Origin of the sequence: Cellulomonas fengjieae (assembly GCF_018388465.1) — a bacterium.
Taxonomy (GTDB): Bacteria; Actinomycetota; Actinomycetes; order Actinomycetales; family Cellulomonadaceae; genus Cellulomonas; species Cellulomonas fengjieae.
In genome coordinates this window covers 507775-528401 of sequence record NZ_CP074404.1, presented here as the reverse complement: position 1 = coordinate 528401, position 20627 = coordinate 507775, and the positions used below count along the sequence as shown (strand labels likewise).

Annotated in this window: 21 protein-coding genes; all 21 read right to left on the bottom strand. The window is 73.8% G+C overall.

Annotation, left to right across the window (positions count from 1 at the left end; translation table 11 throughout):
* Positions 1-32 precede the first annotated feature (32 nt).
* Complete coding sequence (locus tag KG102_RS02470) at positions 33-521, bottom strand: hypothetical protein (RefSeq protein ID WP_208210041.1); 489 nt, start codon at positions 519-521, stop codon at positions 33-35.
* Positions 518-880 carry a response regulator gene (locus KG102_RS02465; RefSeq protein WP_208210042.1) on the bottom strand — a complete coding sequence of 121 codons (363 nt, stop codon included), beginning with the start codon at positions 878-880 and terminating at the stop codon, positions 518-520. Before KG102_RS02465 ends, KG102_RS02470 begins: the two co-directional genes overlap by 4 nt.
* On the bottom strand, positions 877-1362 hold the full coding sequence (locus KG102_RS02460) for a chemotaxis protein CheX (protein WP_208290592.1): 486 nt from the start codon (positions 1360-1362) through the stop codon (positions 877-879). The genes KG102_RS02465 and KG102_RS02460 overlap by 4 nt, the downstream gene beginning before the upstream one ends.
* Positions 1359-1742 (bottom strand): response regulator, encoded by a 384-nt coding sequence (locus tag KG102_RS02455; RefSeq protein WP_208210044.1) that lies wholly within the window; start codon positions 1740-1742, stop codon positions 1359-1361. The genes KG102_RS02460 and KG102_RS02455 overlap by 4 nt, the downstream gene beginning before the upstream one ends.
* Positions 1739-2677 (bottom strand): CheR family methyltransferase, encoded by a 939-nt coding sequence (locus KG102_RS02450; protein WP_208290593.1) that lies wholly within the window; start codon positions 2675-2677, stop codon positions 1739-1741. Before KG102_RS02450 ends, KG102_RS02455 begins: the two co-directional genes overlap by 4 nt.
* Positions 2668-3828: a protein-glutamate methylesterase/protein-glutamine glutaminase gene (locus tag KG102_RS02445; protein ID WP_208210046.1), complete on the bottom strand. Its 1161-nt coding sequence runs from the start codon at positions 3826-3828 to the stop codon at positions 2668-2670. Before KG102_RS02445 ends, KG102_RS02450 begins: the two co-directional genes overlap by 10 nt.
* 74 nt (positions 3829-3902) lie before the next feature.
* A complete protein-coding gene (locus KG102_RS02440; RefSeq protein WP_208290594.1) occupies positions 3903-5501 on the bottom strand; it encodes a methyl-accepting chemotaxis protein in 1599 nt (532 codons plus the stop codon).
* Positions 5502-5588: 87 nt separating this feature from the next.
* Positions 5589-7220, bottom strand: coding sequence for a methyl-accepting chemotaxis protein (locus KG102_RS02435; RefSeq protein WP_208290595.1), 1632 nt, complete (start codon positions 7218-7220; stop codon positions 5589-5591).
* A 156-nt stretch (positions 7221-7376) separates the two neighbouring features.
* Positions 7377-9005, bottom strand: a complete 1629-nt coding sequence (locus tag KG102_RS02430) for a methyl-accepting chemotaxis protein (protein ID WP_213363025.1) — start codon at positions 9003-9005, stop codon at positions 7377-7379.
* A 97-nt stretch (positions 9006-9102) separates the two neighbouring features.
* Positions 9103-9519: a chemotaxis protein CheW gene (locus tag KG102_RS02425; protein ID WP_208210050.1), complete on the bottom strand. Its 417-nt coding sequence runs from the start codon at positions 9517-9519 to the stop codon at positions 9103-9105.
* Entirely contained in the window at positions 9516-11813 is a 2298-nt protein-coding gene (locus KG102_RS02420) for a chemotaxis protein CheA (RefSeq protein ID WP_208289521.1), read from the bottom strand. The genes KG102_RS02425 and KG102_RS02420 overlap by 4 nt, the downstream gene beginning before the upstream one ends.
* A 45-nt stretch (positions 11814-11858) precedes the next feature.
* Positions 11859-12137, bottom strand: a complete 279-nt coding sequence (gene csrA / locus KG102_RS18890) for a carbon storage regulator CsrA (RefSeq protein WP_208210052.1) — start codon at positions 12135-12137, stop codon at positions 11859-11861.
* 9 nt (positions 12138-12146) lie between these two features.
* Positions 12147-13301, bottom strand: a complete 1155-nt coding sequence (locus KG102_RS02410) for a hypothetical protein (RefSeq protein WP_208210053.1) — start codon at positions 13299-13301, stop codon at positions 12147-12149.
* Entirely contained in the window at positions 13279-15336 is a 2058-nt protein-coding gene (locus tag KG102_RS02405) for a flagellar biosynthesis protein FlhA (RefSeq protein WP_208289522.1), read from the bottom strand. The genes KG102_RS02410 and KG102_RS02405 overlap by 23 nt, the downstream gene beginning before the upstream one ends.
* The gene (locus tag KG102_RS02400) at positions 15333-16553 is read right to left on the bottom strand and encodes an EscU/YscU/HrcU family type III secretion system export apparatus switch protein (protein WP_208210055.1); all 1221 of its coding nucleotides are present in this window, start codon (positions 16551-16553) and stop codon (positions 15333-15335) included. The genes KG102_RS02405 and KG102_RS02400 overlap by 4 nt, the downstream gene beginning before the upstream one ends.
* A complete protein-coding gene (locus KG102_RS02395; protein WP_208289523.1) occupies positions 16550-17308 on the bottom strand; it encodes a flagellar biosynthetic protein FliR in 759 nt (252 codons plus the stop codon). The genes KG102_RS02400 and KG102_RS02395 overlap by 4 nt, the downstream gene beginning before the upstream one ends.
* A 10-nt stretch (positions 17309-17318) precedes the next feature.
* Complete coding sequence (fliQ, locus tag KG102_RS02390; RefSeq protein ID WP_208210057.1) at positions 17319-17591, bottom strand: flagellar biosynthesis protein FliQ; 273 nt, start codon at positions 17589-17591, stop codon at positions 17319-17321.
* Between the two features lie 2 nt (positions 17592-17593).
* Positions 17594-18340, bottom strand: coding sequence for a flagellar type III secretion system pore protein FliP (fliP, locus tag KG102_RS02385; RefSeq protein WP_243884593.1), 747 nt, complete (start codon positions 18338-18340; stop codon positions 17594-17596).
* Positions 18337-18852 carry a FliO/MopB family protein gene (locus tag KG102_RS02380; protein WP_208289524.1) on the bottom strand — a complete coding sequence of 172 codons (516 nt, stop codon included), beginning with the start codon at positions 18850-18852 and terminating at the stop codon, positions 18337-18339. The genes fliP and KG102_RS02380 overlap by 4 nt, the downstream gene beginning before the upstream one ends.
* Positions 18852-19595 (bottom strand): flagellar motor switch protein FliN, encoded by a 744-nt coding sequence (fliN, locus tag KG102_RS02375; RefSeq protein WP_208210059.1) that lies wholly within the window; start codon positions 19593-19595, stop codon positions 18852-18854. Before fliN ends, KG102_RS02380 begins: the two co-directional genes overlap by 1 nt.
* Entirely contained in the window at positions 19592-20524 is a 933-nt protein-coding gene (locus KG102_RS02370) for a flagellar motor switch protein FliM (protein WP_208210060.1), read from the bottom strand. The genes fliN and KG102_RS02370 overlap by 4 nt, the downstream gene beginning before the upstream one ends.
* Between the last annotated feature and the right edge of the window lie 103 nt (positions 20525-20627).

Genomic DNA, 20627 nt, shown 5'->3' with positions numbered 1-20627 from the left:
CGCGCAGACAGCCGGACGGGTGAACGGTCGCGTCAGAGCACCAGCAGCGAGAACCGCCCCGGACCGTACCCGGAGACCTCCATGTCGAGGTCGGTGCGTCGCACGAACGCCGGCACCCAGGTGGCGACGTCCGCCGGCAGCGGGCCCCCCGGCGGGTAGATCGTGTCGAGGCGGACGTGCGGTGCACCCTCGGCGTTGAACAGCGACGCCAGGACGTTGAGCACCTCGCCCGCGTTCTCCTGCAGCCCGCTCGGGAGCACGCCCTCCGCCACGGCGGACTCCGCGGTGCGGGCGGGCACGAGCCCGAGCGCCGCACCCACGTACGCCGCCAGCGGCAGGTCGAGCAGGACGATCGCCGTCAGCGCGAGCCGGTCGTCGACGTACGCGCCGACCAGGGTCCCGTCGCCCTCGGCCGGATCGAGCATCGCGCCGCCGGTCGTCACCTGCACGTCGCGGCCGACGAGTCCCTCGACGAGCTCGCGGACCGCCTTCGCGGACGGCAGGGGCGTCTGCGGGCTCATGCGAGCACCGGGTCGATGACCTCGCGGAACGCCTCCGGCGTGAAGGGCTTGGCGATGAGGAACAGCGCACCGGCCGCCTCCGCCTGGGCCCGCATCTCGGGTGAGCCCTCCGAGGTGACGAAGCCGAACGGCGTGGCGAACCCCTCCGCGCGGAGGCGGCGCAGCAGGTCGATCCCGTCCAGGTTCGGCATGTTCCAGTCCGACAGCACGACGTCCGGCTCGTCGGCCCGGATCGCCTCGAGGGCCTCCAGGCCGTCGGCGGCCTCGCGGACCTCCCAGTCGTAGCCGGCCTGGCGGAGCGTGCGAATGACGATCTGGCGCATCACGCGGCTGTCGTCGGTCACGAGGACGCGGATCATGCGAGGGAGGTTCCTTCCGGGAGAGCAGGCTGGTCGTAGGCCCACACGGAGACGACCAGGGGTCGGCCGCGCCACGAGAGCGAGAGGTTCTGGACGAGCACGGCGCCCCGCACGACCGGCGCGGCGGGCGCGACCTGCGGCAGGCCGAGACTGCCCCGCAGCGGCAGGAGCGACTTCACGTTGCCACCGACGACGTTGGCCACCTCGCCGAACGCGTCGACGAGGTCGACCTGCGAGACGGCCTCGTCGTCGCGCATCTCCAGCAGCACGCGGGCGAGGGCCTGCGCGGTCGCCAGCTCGGTGGTCAGCTCCGCGCGACCGGTCCACGGGCCGTGCAGGTCCACCCACGCGACGACCGCGCCGTGCAGCGCCGGCTCGTCGCCGGACCAGGGCTGCAGCAGGCCGGTGTCGCCGTCGACCATCGCGGCGAACACCTCCTGCGCGATGGCGAGGACCTGGTCGCGCTCCACGACGGTGCTCATCCCTGCTCCTCGAGCGGCAGGAGCCCGAGCAGGTCGAGCTTGGCCCGGACCGCGTCCGGGGTGAAGGGCTTGATGAGGTACTCGTGGGCGCCCGCCGCGAGCGCCCGCACGATCTGCCCGTGCTCGCTCTCGGTGGTCACCATCATCAGGGTGACGTTCCGCCACGCCGGGCGGGCGCGGACCTCGGTGACGAAGGTCAGCCCGTCCATCACGGGCATGTTCCAGTCGATGCACGCCAGGTCGACGTCCAGGCCGCCCTCGAGCAGGTCGAGGGCCGCGCGGCCGTGCTCGGCCTCGTGGGTCTCGAAGCCGAGCGGTTGCAGGGAGCCGGACACGATGCGGCGCATCGTGCGGGAGTCGTCGATCACGAGCGCTCTCATCGTGGGGCTCCTCGGGTCAGCACGGACGGGGGGACGAACGGTTGCGGGACGGACCGCGCGGCGGATGCCTGCCTGGGGGGCACCGTGTCCAGCGGCGGAGGGCTCGCCCGGGGCGCCGCACGCACGGGGTGGTAGACGGAGCCCGCGCCCACGGGCGTGCGGACCCAGTCGTCGTCGACGCCGATCGTGGTCTCCGCGCCGCCGAGCAGGAGCGCGCCGCCCGGGCGCAGCACCCGGCGCACGCGGCGCAGGATCGCGCGCTTGGTGGCGAGGTCGAAGTAGATGAGCACGTTGCGCAGGAAGACGACGTCGAACGGGCCGCCCGCCGGGGGTGCGTCCAGCAGGTTGTGCTGCTGGAACGTGACCTGCGCGCGCAGCTCGGGCACGACCTCCCACTCCGGACCGGAGCGCACGAGGTGCCGCACCAGCATGGGGGCCGGCATCCCGCGGTTGACCTCGAGCTGGGTGTACCGGCCTGCCCGGGCGCGGGTGAGCACCTGCTCGGACAGGTCCGTGGCCAGGATCTCGAACGAGACGGTCGGCGGCAGGCAGTCGGCGAGCGTCATCGCGATCGAGTACGGCTCCTGGCCGGTCGAGCAGGCGGCGGACCACACTCGCAGGCGGGTGGCGGCACCCCGGTCCGCGACGATCGCCGGCGCCACCGTCGAGGCGAGCGCCAGGAACGGCGAGGCGTCCCGGAACCACGAGGTCTCGTTGGTGGCGAGCGCCTCCACGATGCGGACCAGGTCGGCCTCGCGTCCGCCGCCCGCTCGGACCCGGACGACGTAGGCGTCGACGTCGGCCAGCCCCTGCTCGCGGGCGAGCGGCAGCAGGCGGCTCTCGACCAGGTACTCCTTGCCGGCGAGCAGCTGGATGGCACTGCGGCGGCGGACCATGTCGGCGACGAACGAGAACGACTCCGGGCTCAGGCCCACCGGGCGCCCCCGTCCGGAGCGTCCGCGAGCAGGCGCTCGACGGTCGGGGCGACGTCGAGCAGCGGCACCATCCGGTGCGCGAGACCGGCGGTCGCGACGGCGCCCGGCATCCCCCACACCACGCTGGTCGGCTCGTCCTGCACCACGACCGTGCCGCCGGCGGTGACGACGTCCTCGCACCCGGTGCGGCCGTCGGCCCCCATGCCCGTGAGCACCACGGCGAGCAGGTCGCCGCCGTAGGCGTGGACCGCGGAGCGGAACAGCACGTCGACCGACGGCCGGCAGAAGTTGACGGGCGGCCCGTCGACGAGCGCCGTCCGCAGCACGGTCCCCCGACGCCGGACCTCCAGGTGCCGGTCGCCCGGCGCGACGTGGACCGTGCCGGGCAGCAGCTCCGTCCCGTCCTCGGCCTCGACGACGCGCGCCGGGCCGAGCCGGTCCAGGCGGGCGGCGAGCTGGCGCGTGAAGACCGGGGGCATGTGCTGGACCACGAGCACGGGGACGGGCGGCGGGACGGTCAGCGCCCCGAGCAGCCGGGACAGCGCCTCGGGGCCGCCGGTCGACGAGCCGAGCACCACCGCCCGGACCGCGTGCGGCGCCGGTGCGGCGCGCAGCGTGACCGCGGGCCGGGCCGCGCGGTGGGCGAGCGGACGGAGCAGCGCGTCAGCCACGGGGGCGGTGCCGCCGGTGCCGACGGGGACGGTACGGCCCGGGGCCGTGCCGAGCGGCACGCGGCCGCGGGCCGGTCCGACGAGCGCCTTGATCTTGGGGATCAGGTTCTCGGCGACCTGCGCGAGGGACTCCTGCACGCTGCCGACGTTCGCCGGCTTGGTCACGTAGTCCTGCGCCCCGGCCGCCAGCGCGTCCAGGGTGGCCGACGCGCCGCGCTCGGTGAGGGTCGAGAACATGACGACCGGTACCCGGTTGCCGGCGCGACGCAGCTCGCGGACCGCCTCGATGCCGTCCATCTCCGGCATCTCGATGTCCATGGTGACCAGGTCCGGCACCAGCTGGGCGATCCTGGCCAGCGCCAGGCGTCCGTTGGCCGCGACGCCGACGACCTCGATCTCGGGGTCCACCGACAGCGCGTCGGACACCAGCCGGCGGATGACGACCGAGTCGTCCACCACCAGCACGCGGATCCTCGACACGGTTCCTCCGGGGTAACCACCGGGAGTCCGGTGTCATGGTGCCTATCGGCGCGGGCGCGTTCCTTGTGAGCGGGTCAGAACGTGAACGCGGCCACACGCTCGCGCAGCCGGTGCGAGAGGACCGTGAGCTCGTCGACCTGCACGCCGACACCGTCCAGCTCGTCGGTGCTGCTGCGCGCCGCGGCCGCCACGCCCGTGATGTTCGCCGCGATCTCCCCCGAGCCCGCCGCCGCCTCGGCGACTCCGCGCGACATCTCGTTCGTGGTCGCCGTCTGCTCCTCGACCGCCGAGGCGATCGTGAGCTGGAAGTCGTTGATCGACGTCACGATCGCGCTGATCTCGGCGATCGCCGACATCGCGCCGGCCGTCTCCACCTGGATGGCCTCGACCCGTCGGGCGATGTCCTCCGTGGCACGGGCCGTCTCCGACGCCAGCTCCTTGACCTCACCCGCAACGACGGCGAAGCCCTTGCCCGCCTGTCCGGCGCGCGCGGCCTCGATGGTGGCGTTGAGGGCCAGCAGGTTGGTCTGGGCGGCGATGCTCGTGATCGTCTTGACGACGTTGCCGATCTGCTGGCTGGACTCCCCCAGCCGGGCCACCTGCTGGTTGGTCGCCTGCGCGACGCCGGTGGCCTGGTGCGCGACCTTGGCGGCCTGCGTCGCGTTCTGCGCGATCTCCCGGATCGAGGCGCCCATCTGCTCGGCGCCCGCCGCCACCGACTGCACGTTGCGGGACACCTGCTCGGCGGCGGCCGCCGCGATGCCGGCCCGCCCGCTCGTCTCCTGAGCGGCACCCGCCACGCGCCCGTTGGACTCCGAGAGCTGCTCCGCCGACGCGGCCACGCCCGCGGCGGTCTCCACCACGCCCGCGAGCGTCGCGCGCAACGACGTCTGCGCCCGGTTGAGCGACTCGGCCATGCGACCGGTCTCGTCCCGGGACTCCACCGGCGACACGACCGTGAGGTCACCGGCGGCCATGGCGTCCAGCGACCCCTTGACGCCGCGGACCGCTCGCGTGATCCGGCGGGTCACCGCCATGGCGAGCGCCGCCGACCCGACGGCACCGACCACGAAGGCGATGGCGAGGGCCAGGATCGTCCGGTCCACCTCGGCCTGGCCGGCGGCGAGGATCGACACCACCTGCTCGTCCACCTGGCCCTGAGCCAGCGCGAGGGGCCGGCTGGCCGCGTCGGGGTCGGCGGCGTCGTTCGCGTGGGTCGCCCCGGCGAGACCAGGAACGTCACCCGCCTGCACGAACGGCAGCAGGGTCGCGTCACGGTAGGACTGCCAGGCGCCCCACCGGTCGACGAAGTCCGCCCACTGCGGACCTCGGGCCTGGGCGAACTCCTCGACGACGGCGATCTGCCGGGCCATGTCCTTGTCGACCGACGCGGAGGCCGCCAGCAGCCGATCGCGGTCCTCCGCGTCCGCCGCCGCCTGGTGTACCAGCAGGTGGCTGCGGGTCTGCCCCGTCCGCAGCTCGGCCATCGCCGCCTGCAGCCGGCCGGTCAGCACGGACATCTCCTCGAGGTTCTGCCCGGCCCGGTAGAGCGCGACCGCGCCGGCGCCGCCGACGAGCCCGAAGGTCGTCCCGAGCACCACCAGCGCCGTGGCGAACTTGAGCCCGATCGTCCGGTCCCAGAACCAGCGGGCCGGGGTGCGCGTCCTGCTCATGTCGATCCTCCATCGGGCGAGGTGCCCGACTCGTGGTGGCCGCCGCGGCGGGAGCGGCGGTGCTCGGGCGTCACGATCGGGCGCCCGTCAGAACTGGAAGGCGGAGGCGCGGGTGCGCAGGTCGGTGGACAACCGCGCCAGCTCGTCGACGGCCTGACCCATCTGCCCCAGCACCTGCGAGGACATCGCCGCCGAGGACGCCACACCGCTGATGTTGACCGCGATCTCCCCCGACCCGGTCGCCGCCTCCGCCACCCCCCGCGACATCTCGTTCGTCGTGGCCGTCTGCTCCTCGACCGCACTGGCGATCGTCAGCTGGTAGTCGTTGATCGAGGCGATGATCGCCGCGATCTGCCCGATCGCCGCCACCGCACCGGAGGTGTCCGCCTGGATCGCCTCCACCCGACGCGCGATGTCCTCGGTAGCCCGCGCCGTCTCCGAAGCCAGCTCCTTGACCTCACCGGCCACCACCGCGAACCCCTTGCCCGCCTCCCCCGCACGCGCCGCCTCGATCGTGGCGTTCAACGCCAACAGGTTCGTCTGCTCCGCGATGCTCGTGATCGTCTTGACCACGTTGCCGATCTGCTGGGACGACTCCCCCAACCGCGCCACCTGCTCATTGGCCGACGACGCCACCACCGTCGCCTGACCCGCCACCTTCGCCGCCTGGTTCGCGTTCTGCGCGATCTCCCGGATCGAGGCACCCATCTGCTCAGCACCCGCCGCCACCGCCTGCACGTTGCGCGACACCTGCTCCGCCGCAGCCGCCACCACCCCCGCCTGCGCACTGGTCTCATCCGACCCCGCCGCCACCTGACCCGACGACGCCGACAGCTCGTGCGCCGCCGCAGTGACCGTCTCAGCCGTCTCCACCACCCCACCCAGCGCGGACCGCACCGCGTTCTGCGCCTTGTTCAGCGCGTGGGCCATCCGGCCGAGCTCGTCGTCCGACGTCACCGGGACACGGACGGTGAAGTCGCCGGTGGCCATGGCGTTGAGCGAGCGCCGGACCCGCACCACCCCACCGACCACCTGGTTGGCGAGCGCGAACCCGAGCACCAGCGACGCCACGAGGGCGACCGCCAGGCTCACCGCGAGGGTGACGGCCGCGCGCTCGGCCTGGGCCGAGGACGTGTCCGCGAGGTCATCCGAGTACGCGACCGTCGCCGAGACGACGCCGTCCAGGTCCGCCAGGAAGTCCGCCACGAGCGGCTCGCTGACGTCGCTGAGCACCGCGGCGTACGCGGCGGGGTCGTCGCCGGTAGCGGCGGGGACCAGCTGCTCGTCGCGGGCCTGGAGCCATGCCTCGTAGTGCCCCCGGAAGCCCTGCCAGCTCTCGTCCGCCGCCGCCTCCGAGGCGTCGTACGCCTCCATCGCGGCGGCCATCGCCGCGTCGTTCGTGGCCTGCTCGGCCAGCCACGGCGCCTCGTCGGCGGGGTCGTCCAGCGCAGCGAGCTGCGCGACGACCAGCCGCGCCTGGGCCTGTCGCTCCTGGATCTCGACCCGGGTGCCGACGATCTGCGACGTGATCATCGCCAGCTCCTGGCTGTCCGCGGCTGCTCCACGCAGCGAGAGCACGGCGTAGGCGCCTGACCCGGCGGTGATCGTGGCGAGCAGCAGGATCACGCCGAGGATCTTGGTGCGCACCGAGCGGTTGCGCAGCCACGACCCCGCACGCCGCTGGTCGGGGGCAGTGCTCGACGGGCGGGTCGTGCTCATGTGGAGCTCCTCGGAGTGCGCGGTCGCGTCGGCCCACCGATCGGCTGCGCACCCGCGGAAATGAGCGCTCCCGGGCCGGCACCCCGCCGCGGCGTGCGGCGGGGTGCCGGTCCGTCCCGGTTCGCCCGTACTCGTCCGGCCGCGACTCGGGCCGGGTCAGAACTGGAAGGCGGAGGCGCGGGTGCGCAGGTCGGTGGACAACCGCGCCAGCTCGTCGACGGCCTGACCCATCTGCCCCAGCACCTGCGAGGACATCGCCGCCGAGGACGCCACACCGCTGATGTTGACCGCGATCTCCCCCGACCCGGTCGCCGCCTCCGCCACCCCCCGCGACATCTCGTTCGTCGTGGCCGTCTGCTCCTCGACCGCACTGGCGATCGTCAGCTGGTAGTCGTTGATCGAGGCGATGATCGCCGCGATCTGCCCGATCGCCGCCACCGCACCGGAGGTGTCCGCCTGGATCGCCTCCACCCGACGCGCGATGTCCTCGGTAGCCCGCGCCGTCTCCGAAGCCAGCTCCTTGACCTCACCGGCCACCACCGCAAACCCCTTGCCCGCCTCCCCCGCACGCGCCGCCTCGATCGTGGCGTTCAACGCCAACAGGTTCGTCTGCTCCGCGATGCTCGTGATCGTCTTGACCACGTTGCCGATCTGCTGGGACGACTCCCCCAACCGCGCCACCTGCTCATTGGCCGACGACGCCACCACCGTCGCCTGACCCGCCACCTTCGCCGCCTGGTTCGCGTTCTGCGCGATCTCCCGGATCGAGGCACCCATCTGCTCAGCACCCGCCGCCACCGCCTGCACGTTGCGCGACACCTGCTCCGCCGCAGCCGCCACCACCCCCGCCTGCGCACTGGTCTCATCCGACCCCGCCGCCACCTGACCCGACGACGCCGACAGCTCGTGCGCCGCCGCAGTGACCGTCTCAGCCGTCTCCACCACCCCACCCAGGGTCTGCCGCAGCGCAGCCTGGGCGGAGGCCAGCGCGGCGGCCATCCGGCCCAGCTCGTCACGGCCGCGCACGTCGGCGCGCACGGTCAGGTCTCCGTGCGACATCGCCTCGAGCGCACGCTGGACACGCAGCGCCGACCTGCGGATGGAGCGGGCGACGACGGCGCCGAGCGCCGTGACGCCGATGACCGCGAGCACCAGGGTCGTGATCAGGATGGCCGAGACGCGCGACGCCTGGGCGTCGGCCTGGTCGGCGATGTCCTGCCCGTACGCGTCCCCCGCGCGGGCCGCCGCGTCGAGGGCGTCCACGAAGGTGGACCTGAGAGGCTCGGTGACCTCGTCCATCACGCGCTCGTACTCGGCGCCGTCCCCGCTCGTCGCGGCCGGCACCAGCTGCTCGTCGCGCGCGGTGCGCCACTCGGCGAACGCGGTGCGGAACCGGGGCCAGGTGGCGAACTGGCCACCGCCGGCGGCCTCGACGTCCGCGATCGCCTGGTCCGTCTCCTGGTCGTTCGCGGCCAGCTCCTCGAGCCAGTGCTGCTGGGCCCGCGGGCTGCTCGTCGCACCGAGCTGGGCGACGATCAACCGTGCATCCAGCTGGTCCTGGTGGACGGTGCGCAGCGGCGCCATGATCGTGGTCATCACCGAGGACAGCTGGCGCGTCTCCTCCGCCACCACCCGGAGCATGACGAGGGCGTAGACACCGGACCCTGCTGCCGTGAGCGCGAGGATCGCGGTCAGCCCCAGGATCTTGGTCCGCACGGAACGGTCCGCGAACCATGAGCCACGGTTCACCCTGCGGTCACGGGCCACGTGCGGGGTCGTCGACATGGGGCTCCCTTCTGCGAGACCCCTGATGGGCCCGCTCCCTCGATCGGCCGCCACCGACCGGGGATGAGTGGTTGCCCCGCCCGGAGTCGGGCACGCGTCAGGCGGCGGCGGCCTGGTCCACGTCGAGCACCAGGAGCAGCGCACCCTCGAGCTTGTGCGCGCCCAGGATCAGCGCACGCAGCGCCGGGTCGAGCGTGTCGGGCGGCGTCTCGAACGAGCCGGGGCCGACCTCGACCACGTCGCCGATCTCGTCGACGAGCAGGCTCACCGCCTCGCCGTCCACCTGCACCACGACCATCATCGGCTCGGCCAGATCCGTGCGGCGCGGCAGCCCGAGGCGGGTGCGCAGGTCGATCGCGAGGACCACCTGCCCACGGAGGTTCACCAGGCCGGCGACGGTCGGCGGGGCGAGCGGCACCCGGGTCCGGGCGTGCGAGCGCAGCGCCTCCTGCACCCGCAGCACGTCGATGCCGTAGAGGCTGCCGTCGAGCGTGAACGTGACGTACTGGCTCATCGGCCGGCTCCCACCAGGTCGGCGTGCCCGGCGAGCGGGTCCGGTTCGGGTGCGCGCACGGGCTCGTCGTAGAACGCGCTGTCCGCGGCGAGGACGGCGCTCCGCACGTCGAGCAGCTCGGTGACGCGCTCCCCCACCACCGTCGAGCCGACCAGGCCCCTGTCGTCGATGTCGGAGTGCTGCGCGACGTCGTCGTCGACGATGTCCACGATCTCCTGCACGACGAGGCCGACGCTGCGGCCCGCGCGGGAGTAGACGACGACGAGCAGCTCGTCGCTGCGCTCGTCGACCGGCTCCCCGTACGCGCCCAGCAGCCGGTCGAGGCGGGTCAGCGGCAGGATGGTGCCGCGGTACTGCACGACCTCGCGCCCGCCCACCAGCTCGACCTGGGCGGCCCGGAGGTGCTCCAGCCGCGCGACCGACGCCAGCGGCATGGCGACCCGACGGCCGCCGCCGATGCCGACGACGAGCACCGGCTCGAGCTGCGGGGCGTCCACGGTTACCTCGGCGGCGCGCCGTGCGGCCTCGCTGACCTGCTCCAGCGCGCCTACCAGCGCGCGGCGCGCGATGGCCTGCACGTCGAGGATGAGCGCCACCCGGCCGTCGCCGAGGACGGTCGCCCCCGCGTACCCGCCGATGGACTTCAGCCGGCTCGACAGCGGCTTGACCACGATCTCCTCGGTGTTGAGCACGCGGTCGACCAGCAGCCCGAAGCGCTGGTGGTCCGCCTGGACCACGGCGATGACGCTCGATCCCGCCGTCGGGCCGTCCTGGACGCCCAGCACCGCAGCGAGCGAGACCAGCGGCAGCAGCTCGCCGCGCAGCCGGTAGACCGGCACGGCGTGCACGTACTCGATGCCCGATCCCGACCGCTGCCCGTCGAGCGCGACGAGCTCGAGCAGGTTGACCTGGGGCACGGCGTACAGGTCGCCCGCGCACTCCACGGTCAGCGCGGGCATGATCGCCAGCGTCAGCGGGATGCGCAGGCGCCAGACCGTGCCCGATCCCACGGTGGAGTCCACGTCGACGGTCCCGCCGATGGCCTCGACCTTGGTCCGCACCACGTCCATGCCCACCCCGCGGCCGGACACGTTGGTCACGGCCTCCGCGGTGGAGAAGCCGGGCAGGAACAGCAGCTGAAGCAGCTCGGCGTGACTGACGGCGGCCAGCTGGTCGGGCGTGCGCAGACCCTTCTCGACCGCCTTCGCCGCGATCTGCTCGGGGTCGATGCCGCGGCCGTCGTCGGCGACCTCGACCACCACCTGGCCGCCCGAGTGGTAGGCCCGCAGCGTCAGCACGCCCTTGGCGGCCTTGCCCGCGGCGAGCCGCACGTCGGCCGGCTCGAGCCCGTGGTCGACGGCGTTGCGCACGAGGTGGGTCAGCGGGTCCTTGACGGCCTCGAGCAGCCCGCGGTCGAGCTCGGTGTCGCCACCGACCATCTCGAGCTGGACCTCACGCCCGCACGCGGCGGCCAGGTCCCGCACGATGCGCGGCATCTTGGACCAGACGTGCTCGATGGGCTGCATGCGCGTCTTCATGACGCCCTCCTGCAGCTCGCCGGCGATGAGGTTGAGGCGCTGCGCCGAGCGCGCCAGGTCGACGTCGTCGGTCCTGGACGCGAGCCGGCTGATCGCGTTGCGGGCGAGCACCAGCTCGCCCACCTGGCGCATCAGCGCGTCGAGCAGGTCGACGTCCACGCGGATCGAGGTGTCGACGGCGCTGCGCAGCGTGCCGCCCTCCTCGGGGAGGTGCTCGGCGGCGGGCGCGGCGGGCTGGGCCGGGACGGCTGGAACGGCCTGGGCCGGGACGGCTGCGGCGGGCGCGACGGCGACGGGTGCGACCGCGGCGGGCTCCGCGGTCGCCGGCCCGGGCGTGGGCGCGGGCGGGGCGGGCTCGACGGCGGGCACGCGTCCGTCGCGGACCGCGTCCACCGCGGCGATCACGGCGTCGATCTCGACGTCACCCTCCGTGCCGTCCGCCTCGATCGCGGCGAGGATCTCGCGCACGACGTCCGTCAGCCGCAGGAGCACGTCGGTGGTCGGCTGGTCCATCGAGCGGCGACCGTCGCGCAGCTCCACCAGCAGGTTCTCGCCCACGTGCGTGACGCGCTCCAGGCGCCCGAACGCGAGGAACCCGCTGGTGCCCTTGATCGTGTGGATCGTGCGGAAGACGCTGCTCAGCAGGGGGCGGGAGCCGGGCGACTCCTCGAGCGCCACGAGGTCGCGGTCCAGCTGGTCCAGGTTCTCGTAGCTCTCGACCAAGAACTCACGGACGATCTCGTCGACGTCCTCCACGGTGCCCTCCCGCCCGCCGCGGACCTCGCGTGCCGGCGTCCGTCCTCATCGGTCGGTGGGGGGCGTTCCTGAGGGTTCGTCGGGGCTGGTGCCGGCGGCGGGCGAGACCAGCCGGCGCAGCTGTGCGGCCGTCCGGTCGTCGGCGGCGACCGCCTCGACGTTGGCCGCCATGAGCGCGTCGAGCACCTCGGCGCGGTGCACGCGCACGTCGCGCGGGGCGTCGATGCCGATGCGCACGCCGTCGCTGCGGACCTCGATGATGGTGACGACGATGTCGTCACCGATCACGAGCCGTTCCCCCACGCGACGGCTGAGCACCAGCATGCGGTGACCCTACCCCGCGATCCCGGGTCCGCCGCGACCGGCCTCGCCGGGTGCGCCGGGTGCGTCGGTGTCCCAGCGCGGGCGCGGCCCGAGGGCCTGACCGAGCGCCGCGGCCCAGGCCACCGTCGTCGCGGGCACACCGTCGACCCAGACCACCGGGACCCCGAGGTCCAGGACCGTGCCGGGCTGGGCCGTGTCGAACAGGCCCCGCACGGCGACCGCGCCGATGCCGCCGTCGCCCACCTGGGCGATCCAGGTGGCGGCGTCCGCCGTCTTGGTGCGCGCGTCGACGACGGCCCAGGCCTGGTCGGCGCGCGCGGCCCGCAGGAGCGTCGCCGCCTCGGCACGGTCGGCGGGGTCCGGTCCGACGGCCAGCGACAGGACGCCGGGGTGCGTCGCGCGGGCCGCGTGGTCGCGCCAGCCGGCGACCTCGGCGGCGCGCGTCGCGCGTGACAGGTCCGTGCGCGCGGCCGTCCTGGCGCCGGGCGCACCGGCGACCATGACGGCCGACCGGTCGACCCGCAGCCGCTCGGCCAGCAGCCACGCGACGGCGTCGACGTCCTGCTCGGCGCCGACGACCGCGATCACCTGCCCGGGCCCGCGGGGGGTCGGGGGCGGAGCCGGGATGCGGGCGAGCACCGCGGGCAGGGTCAGCGTGCCGACGCCGAGCAGCTCGTCGGGAACGCCCAGCCCACGCAGCGCGACCCGCAGGGGGTCCTCGGGCGGCGGTGCGGGCACCTCGATGTCGGCAGGCTCCGGCGCCCCGGCCATCGACCGCACCTGGTCCAGGACAGCGGCGAACGACGGCCCGCCCGTGGACACGGCGGTGGGCCACGGGCGGCCCAGCCCGGGCGGTGCGGGCTCGAACGGCTCGGGCAGCGAGCCGTCGGGCAGCGCGTCGGACGCGTCGGCCGCCGCCAGGAGCGCCTCGATCCCGGCGGCGGGGCGCACGGGCGCCGGACCCCGCAGGCCCCGCGGCCGCGACGGGGCCGGCTCGGGGACGTCGACGGTCAGCTCGAACCTCTCCCGGGCGAAGAACCCCGCCAGGCCCCCGCTGCGGACGCGCTCGGCGCTGACCACCCGGGCACCCGGCCCGAGCTCCTCACGCACCTGGGCCATCAGCTCGGCGAGGTCGGAGCCCTCAAGCAGCAATCGCGTGACCACCGCTCACCGCCCCCACCGTCTCCACGACGACCCCCGCACCCGTGACCTCGGCGTAGGACAGCACGGGCAGCCGCGGCAGGCCCATGGCGACCAGTCGCCGCAGGGCGGGCCGGATGGCGGGTGCGCAGGCGAGCACCACGGTCCGGCCGTCCTGCTCGGCCGTGGCCACGACGTCGCGCAGCTGCGCCAGCACCGACTCGAGCCGTGCCGGGTCCACCAGCAGGTGGGTGCCGTGCTCGGACGGCCGCAGCGACTCGACGAGCTGCTGCTCGAGCAGCGCGTCGAGCGTGACCGCGCGCAGCGTCCCGTCCTGCACGTACAGCGCCCCGAGCGCGGGACCGAGCGCGCCGCGCGCGGCCTCGACCAGCCCCTCGGCCTCGGTGCTGACGCGGGCGCGCAGGGTCAGTGCCTCGTAGATCCGGCCCAGGTCGCGGATCGGCACCTCCTCGGCCAGCAGGCCCTGCAGCACCCGCTGCACCTCGCCGAGGCTGAGCAGGCCGGGCACGAGCTCCTCGACCACCGACGGGTTGACGCGCTTGACGCCCTCGGTGAGGACCCGCACGTCCTCGCGACCGAGCAGGCGGGCGGCGTGCTGGCTGATCAGGGCGCCCAGGTGCGTGATGAGCACGGAGACCCGGTCGACCACCGTGGCGCCGGACATCTCCGCGGCGTGCCGCAGCTCGGACGGGATCCACTTGCCCGGCAGGCCGAAGACGGGCTCGTGCACGAGGGTGCCCGGCAGCCCGCCCAGGTCGTCGCCGAGGGCGAGCATCCGGCCGCTCGGCGCCTCCCCGCGGCCCACCTCGACGCCCGCGATGCGCACCACGTAGGTGGACCGCGGCAGGTCGACGCTGTCCCGGGTGCGCACCGGCGGCACGACGATCCCGAGCTCGAGGGCGGTCTTGCGCCGCAGCCCGCGCACGCGAGCGAGCAGGTCCTGGTCCGGCCCGGTTCCGACGAGGTCGACGAGGTCCGGTGCGAGCAGGATCTCCAGGGTGTGCACGCGCATCTGCTCGATGAGCTGCTCGGGCGTGTCGCTGCTCGGTGCCACGGACGCCGTCGCCGCCCCTGCCTCCTGCGCGGCGGTCTCCTTGGCCTCGCTCGCGCGGGACCGCTGCGCGAGCAGCAGGAGCCCGGCACCCACGATGAGGAACGGCGGCTTCGGCATGCCCGGCAGCAGCGCGAGCGCGATGGCGCCGACCCCCGCGATGACCAGGGCGGTCCGCGACTGGCCGAGCTGCTTGGCGGCCGCGGTGCCCATGTCGCCCTCGGCGGTCGCCCGCGTGACGACGATGCCGGTGGAGACCGAGAGCAGCAGCGCGGGGATCTGGGTGACCAGGCCGTCGCCGATGGTCAGCAGGCTGAACCGCTGCAGCGCCTCGGCCGGCGCCATCCCCATCTGCAGCATCCCGATGGCGAAGCCGCCGACCAGGTTGATGACGGTGATGATGATGCCGGCGATCGCGTCGCCCTTGACGAACTTGGACCCGCCGTCCATCGCGCCGTAGAAGTCGGCCTCGGCGGCGACGTCGGCCCGCCGCTGGCGCGCGGTGTCCTCGTCGATCAGGCCGGAGTTCAGGTCCGCGTCGATCGCCATCTGCTTGCCGGGCATCGCGTCGAGGGTGAACCGCGCCCCGACCTCTGCCACGCGGCCGGCGCCGTTGGTGATGACGACGAACTGGATCACCACGAGGATCAGGAAGATCACCAGGCCGATGACCAGGGACCCGCCGACGACGATGTGGCCGAACGCGTCGATCACCTGACCGGCGTACCCGTCCCGCAGGACCAGCCGCGTCGAGGCCACGTTGAGCCCCAGCCGGAACAGCGTGAACACGAGGATCAGCGACGGGAACACCGAGAAGTCCAGCGGCCGCTTCACGTACATGCTGGTGAGCAGGATGACGAGCGACGCCGTGATGTTGACGGCGATGAGCACGTCGAGCAGCGCTGCGGGCAGCGGGACCACGAGCATGAGCACGATGCCGACGACGCCGACGGGCACGGCCATCTGTGCGACGGAACGGTTCTTCATCGGGATCCCTGCTTCTCGGACGACGAGGCGGACGGGTCGGACAGGCCGGTCGCCGTGGCCGGCGGGCGGGGCGCCCGGGCCGGCCGGCGTGCGGCACGTGCCGCGGACCGGTGGTCGGTGGTGTCGTCGGCCGGCAGCGTCGAGCCACCGGGGACGCGGTGCTGCCCGGTCCCCGCTCCCCGCCGGCGCAGGGCCATGACGAAGGCGAGGACGCGGGCGACGGCCGTGAACAGGTGGGCCGGGACCTCCTGGCCGAGCTCGCACGCGGCGTGCAGCGCACGGGCCAGCGGCACGTCCTCGACCATCGGGACGCGACGCTCGGTGGCCTCGGCCCGGATGCGGGCCGCGACGGCGCCGGCCCCCTTGGCGACGACCTTCGGCGCACCCGATCCGGGCTCGTAGCGCAGCGCGACCGCGACGTGCGTCGGGTTGACCAGGACCACGTCGGCGGTGGCGACCTCCGACATCATGCGGTTGCGGCTCATGGCCAGCTGCTTGGAACGGATGGCGCCCTTGAGCATGGGGTCGCCCTCGGTGCGCTTGTTCTCCTCCTTGACCTCCTGGAGGGTCATCCGCGTCTGCTTGCGGTTGCGCCGCATCACGACGAACACGTCGGCGACCGCCAGGAGGATGCCGGCGGCGATGCCGGCCCGCAGCAGCGACGTGGTGCCGTCGCCGGCCACGGACAGCAGGTGCGACAGCGGCAGCTGGCCCGACGACACGAGGGTGGGCACCAGCGCCTGGAGGCCGACGACGAGCACGAGCGCGACGGCGGCCGTCTTGAGCAGGGTCTGCACGCCCTGCCACCAGGCCTGGGGACCGGCCAGCCGCTTGGCCGCGTTCACGGGCGAGAAGTGCTCCACGTGGAGCTTGAACTTGCGCCGGTGGATCCCGCCCTGGGCGACCGCCACGGCCACCGTGACCAGCACGACGGCGATGAACAGCGGCGCGAGCGTGGTCAGCACCGACCCCAGGGCGTCGTCGAGCACCTGCACCGCACCCGCGGTGGTGGGGTGCTGGGCAACGTCCCGGACCCCGGCGAGCTGGTCGAGCGCGGCACCCTGGGCACGCTCGATCACCATCGGCAGGCTGAACGCCGCGGCACCGAGCCCGAGCCAGGCCGACAGGTCCTGGGACCGGCCGAGCTTGCCCTTGCCGTGCACGTCCTTCATCCGCTGGGCGGTGGCCTTCTGGCTGCGCTCGCCGCTCTCGCTCACTGGGCCACCCCCAGCATCGCCTCGACGGAACGCCCCGTGAGGCCCTCCACGACCGCGGGCAGGGCCAGGAAGGCGTACGCGCCGAACGTCAGGGTCAGCAAGATCTTCAGGGGGAAGCCGAGCGCGAACGCGTTGAGCGCGGGGGCCACCCGCGTGAGCAGCCCCAGGCCGACGTCCGCGAGGAACAGGACCACCAGCAGCGGGCCGGCGATCTGCAGGGCGCCGACGAACATCTGCGACAGCCCGGTGGTGACGGACTCCGCGAGCGTGGACAGGTCCATGACCGCGCCGAGCGGGAGGGCGTCGAAGGTACGCACCAGTCCCGCGAGGACCACCTGGTAGCCGTCGCTGACGAACAGGAGCACGACGGCGGTCATCTGGTAGAGCCGCTGGAACTGCGCCCCGCTGGTCATGCTCATCGGGTCGAACGCGGCCGCCATCTGGAAGCCGCCGAACAGGTCGATGAGCGTGCCCGCAGACTGCACCGCCGAGAAGAGCAGCATCACCAGGAAGCCGAACGCCGCCCCGACGACCGCCTCCAGCACGACGGCCCCGACGAACGCGCCGGTGCCGTCCGCGTCCACGGGCTCGAGCCCGGGCGCGACCGCCAGGGCCAGACCGAGCGCCAGCATGATCTTGACCATGCTCGGCACCACGCGGTGCGAGAACGGCGGCGCGATGACGAGGAACGCGGCGATGCGCACCCCGGCGAGCATCGTGGTCTGCACCGCGGCGAGCGGCAGCGCGACGGTCATCGGCTCCACGTCAGCCCCCGACGAGCGAGGGGATGCGCCCGAAGAGGTCGTGCGTGAAGGCCACGAGCTCGGAGATCATCCAGTGCCCGGAGACCACGAGCGCGATCGCGGCCGCGATCGCCTTGGGCACGAAGCTGAGCGTGACCTCCTGGATCTGCGTCACGGACTGCACCAGCGACACGACGAACCCCACGACGAGCGAGGTGACCAGGACCGGTGCGGACAGCTTCGCGGCGAGCACGAGGGCGTCGATGCCGATGTCGAGGACGGCGTTGGTGTCCACGGCTACCCCGCCCCGGTGTACGAGCCGACCAGCGCGGTCACCACCAGGCCCCAGCCGTCGACGAGCACGAAGAGCAGCAGCTTGAACGGCAGGGAGATCATCACCGGGGGCAGCATCATCATGCCCATCGACATCAGCGACGCCGAGACCACGAGGTCGATCACCAGGAACGGCACGAAGATGACGAACCCCATGATGAACGCCGACCGCAGCTCCGACAGCAGGAACGCCGGGACGAGCGTGGTGAAGGGCACCGCCGACGGGTCCTCGGGGTTGGGCAGGTCCGCCGCGCGGGTGAGCAGGGCGAGGTCCTGCTCGCGGGTGTGCTCGAGCATGAAGGTCTGCAGCGGGGCCTTGCCCGCCTCGACCGCCTGCGCGAAGGTCGCGTCGCCCGCGAGGTAGGGCTGGATCCCGAGCTCGTTCACGTTCCCGAGCACGGGCGCCATGATGAAGAGGCTGAGGAACAGCGCGAGGCCGGCGAGCACCTGGTTGGGCGGTACGCCCTGGAGCCCCAGCGCGTTCCGCGTGAAGGACAGGACGACGAAGATCTTGGTGAAGCTCGTCGTCATCAGCAGCAGCGCGGGGGCGACGGACAGCACGGTGATGGCGAGCAGGACGACGATCGAGCTGCTCGGGGCGCCGTTCACGCCGTTGACGGCGACCGTGACGGTGTCGCCCAGCGCGGGGGCAGCCGGCGACGTCGGCGGGGACGGCGGCACGGGGGCGAAGATCATCGACGCGAAGGTCATCGACGCACCGTGCGGTCCTGCAGGGTGCGCACGGCCTGGCGCCACGTGTCCGGCGCGAGGATCGAGCCCTGCAGCGCCGAGCGGCCGTCGGCGGCGAGGTCGTCGTTCGCGACGGGCTCGCCGGGCGCAGCGTCCGTGACGAACGTGGCGTCGGGAGCGGCGTGCGGAGCGGGGACGCCGCGGGTCCTGGCGAGCGCCGAGGACACCCAGTCCCGGGCCGGGCCGGGCTGCGCGACGCTCGGGTCGGCCGGCAGGTCCACGACGGGGCCGAGCTCGGTGAGCAGCGTCACCTGCTGGTCGCCGTACCCGAGCAGCAGCCGACGGTTGCCCACCGCGACGACGGCGACGCCCGTGTGCCGCCCGACGGCCTGCCGGCCGACGAGCGTGACCGTGTGCTCGCGCGACGACCGCTGCGGTCGTCCGCCGCCGAGCCGACGGCCCAGGTACCAGATGAGCCCGACCACGCAGGTCAGGGCCAGCAGGACCCGGAGCACGAGCATCGCGGAGTCCATCAGAGGCCTGGCTCCGTGCCCGGCACGATCTCCGTGACGCGGATGCCGTAGGCCTCGTCGACGACGACGACCTCGCCGCGCGCGACGAGCCGCCCGTTGACCATGACGTCCGCGGGGCTGCCCGCGGTGCGGTCCAGCTCCAGCACGGCCCCGGGGGCCAGCTCGAGGACCTGACGCACCGGCAGCCGCGTGCGGCCGATCTCCGCGGTGAGCGTCATCTCGACGTCGTAGAGCATGCGCAGGCTGGCCCGCGGGGCCGCCGGTGCGGCCGGCGCGGTGACCCGGGGCCCGCGCAGGCGGAGAGCGAACCACGCCGTGGTCACACCGCCCTGCTGGAGGGCGACCACCTGCGTGTCGGGTCCGAGCACGCCGGCCACCGGCTCGGAGCGGCCCGGCTCCAGGACGCCCGCGCCCAGGACGGCCGCGGCGGCCTCGAGCGCGGGGCGCAGCGCGTCGGCCAGCCCCAGGGGCGTGCCGGCGGCCGCGGCGGACAGCAGCGCCTCCTGGACGACGTCGGCTGCCACGAGGGCGATCTCGGCGCTGGGCGAGCCGACGAACGAGGCGACCAGGGCCGTCGCGTCCCGCGGCACGTCCGTGTGATCGGTCGGCACGGCGGTGAGTGCCATCGCGGACGGGACCAGCTCGGCGGCGGCGGCGGCCGCGGCCAGGGCGACCTCCCGCACGCCGGCGGCGGCGTCCACGTCGGCGGCGGTGCGGGCCGTCGGGACTTCGGCGATGTTCATGCGGGGTTCTCCTCGACGGTGACGACGCGGCAGGCGAGCCGGGACCCGTGGCTGCCGGCGGCGGCACGGGCGAGCACGACCCCGTCGACGACCACGTCCAGCGGCTCGGTCGACGGGTGGGACAGCGGCAGCACGTCGCCGACGGCGAGGTGCACGATGTCGCGGGGGTGGATGACGACGGGGGCGAAGCGGACGGCGACCTCGACGGGCACGTCCTGCACGGCGCGCTCCAGGTCCGCGTAGGCGAGCGCGGCGGCGGCGCGCTCGTCGTCGGACCGCGCGACCGGACCCTCCGCGGCGCGCAGCGTGGCGAGCATCGTGTCGGCGGGCAGCATCAGGGTGACGACGTCCTCACGCTCGCCCACCCGGAGGGTGAACGACGCGACGAGCACGGCGTCGGAGACACCTGCGGCCTGCACGAACTGGGGGTTGTACTGCACGCCGCGCACGGTCACGGCGAGCGGCGCGAGGCCGGCGAACGCGTACTCGAGGTCGCTCAGCGAGTGCTGCAGGAGGTCGGTCACCAGGGTGAGCTCGATCTCGGTGAGCTCGCGGCCCTCGCGGTCGTCGCCACGCCCGTCGCCACCGAACAGGTAGTCGATCCACACGAGCGTCGCCGCGACGGGGAGCTGGAGCATCGCCGTCTGACGCGTGTGCGTCACGGTGCAGAGCACCATCGCGGTCGGTGTGGGGAGCATGTTGACGTACTCGTCGTACGTGCTCAGGGACAGCTCGTCGAGCGTGAGGTGGGTCAGGGTCCGCAGCCGGGCGGTGAGCTGGTTGCCGAACTGCCGACCGAACCGCTCGAACGCCATCTCGAGGTGGCGCGCGTGGTCGCGCGGGAGCGTGAGCGGCCGCCGGAAGTCGTAGGGCTCGGGCTCAGCGGTGCGTCCGCGGCGCGCCACGGGCGTGGCCGTGCGCGTGGGCATCGTGTCCTGGACCGTCACGTGCTGCCCATCGGCGCGCGCGCGCGGGTTCTGAGCGGTTGGCGCGTGCGCTTCTTCTCCGCGCCGACCCGTCCTGGGTCGATGA

Bases quoted from the DNA above. Each gene is read 5' to 3' on its own strand.
- fliN (WP_208210059.1), bottom strand. From the start codon at position 19,595: ATGAACATCGCCGAAGTCCCGACGGCCCGCACCGCCGCCGACGTGGAC.
- KG102_RS02435 (WP_208290595.1), bottom strand. From the start codon at position 7,220: ATGAGCACGACCCGCCCGTCGAGCACTGCCCCCGACCAGCGGCGTGCG.
- KG102_RS02430 (WP_213363025.1), bottom strand. From the start codon at position 9,005: ATGTCGACGACCCCGCACGTGGCCCGTGACCGCAGGGTGAACCGTGGC.
- KG102_RS02425 (WP_208210050.1), bottom strand. From the start codon at position 9,519: ATGAGCCAGTACGTCACGTTCACGCTCGACGGCAGCCTCTACGGCATC.
- fliP (WP_243884593.1), bottom strand. From the start codon at position 18,340: ATGACCTTCGCGTCGATGATCTTCGCCCCCGTGCCGCCGTCCCCGCCG.
- KG102_RS02440 (WP_208290594.1), bottom strand. From the start codon at position 5,501: ATGAGCAGGACGCGCACCCCGGCCCGCTGGTTCTGGGACCGGACGATC.
- KG102_RS02395 (WP_208289523.1), bottom strand. From the start codon at position 17,308: ATGACCGTCGCGCTGCCGCTCGCCGCGGTGCAGACCACGATGCTCGCC.
- KG102_RS02460 (WP_208290592.1), bottom strand. From the start codon at position 1,362: ATGAGCACCGTCGTGGAGCGCGACCAGGTCCTCGCCATCGCGCAGGAG.
- KG102_RS02370 (WP_208210060.1), bottom strand. From the start codon at position 20,524: ATGCCCACGCGCACGGCCACGCCCGTGGCGCGCCGCGGACGCACCGCT.
- KG102_RS02470 (WP_208210041.1), bottom strand. From the start codon at position 521: ATGAGCCCGCAGACGCCCCTGCCGTCCGCGAAGGCGGTCCGCGAGCTC.
- KG102_RS02455 (WP_208210044.1), bottom strand. From the start codon at position 1,742: ATGAGAGCGCTCGTGATCGACGACTCCCGCACGATGCGCCGCATCGTG.
- KG102_RS02405 (WP_208289522.1), bottom strand. From the start codon at position 15,336: ATGAAGAACCGTTCCGTCGCACAGATGGCCGTGCCCGTCGGCGTCGTC.
- csrA (WP_208210052.1), bottom strand. From the start codon at position 12,137: ATGCTGGTGCTCAGCCGTCGCGTGGGGGAACGGCTCGTGATCGGTGAC.
- KG102_RS02380 (WP_208289524.1), bottom strand. From the start codon at position 18,852: ATGGACTCCGCGATGCTCGTGCTCCGGGTCCTGCTGGCCCTGACCTGC.
- KG102_RS02465 (WP_208210042.1), bottom strand. From the start codon at position 880: ATGATCCGCGTCCTCGTGACCGACGACAGCCGCGTGATGCGCCAGATC.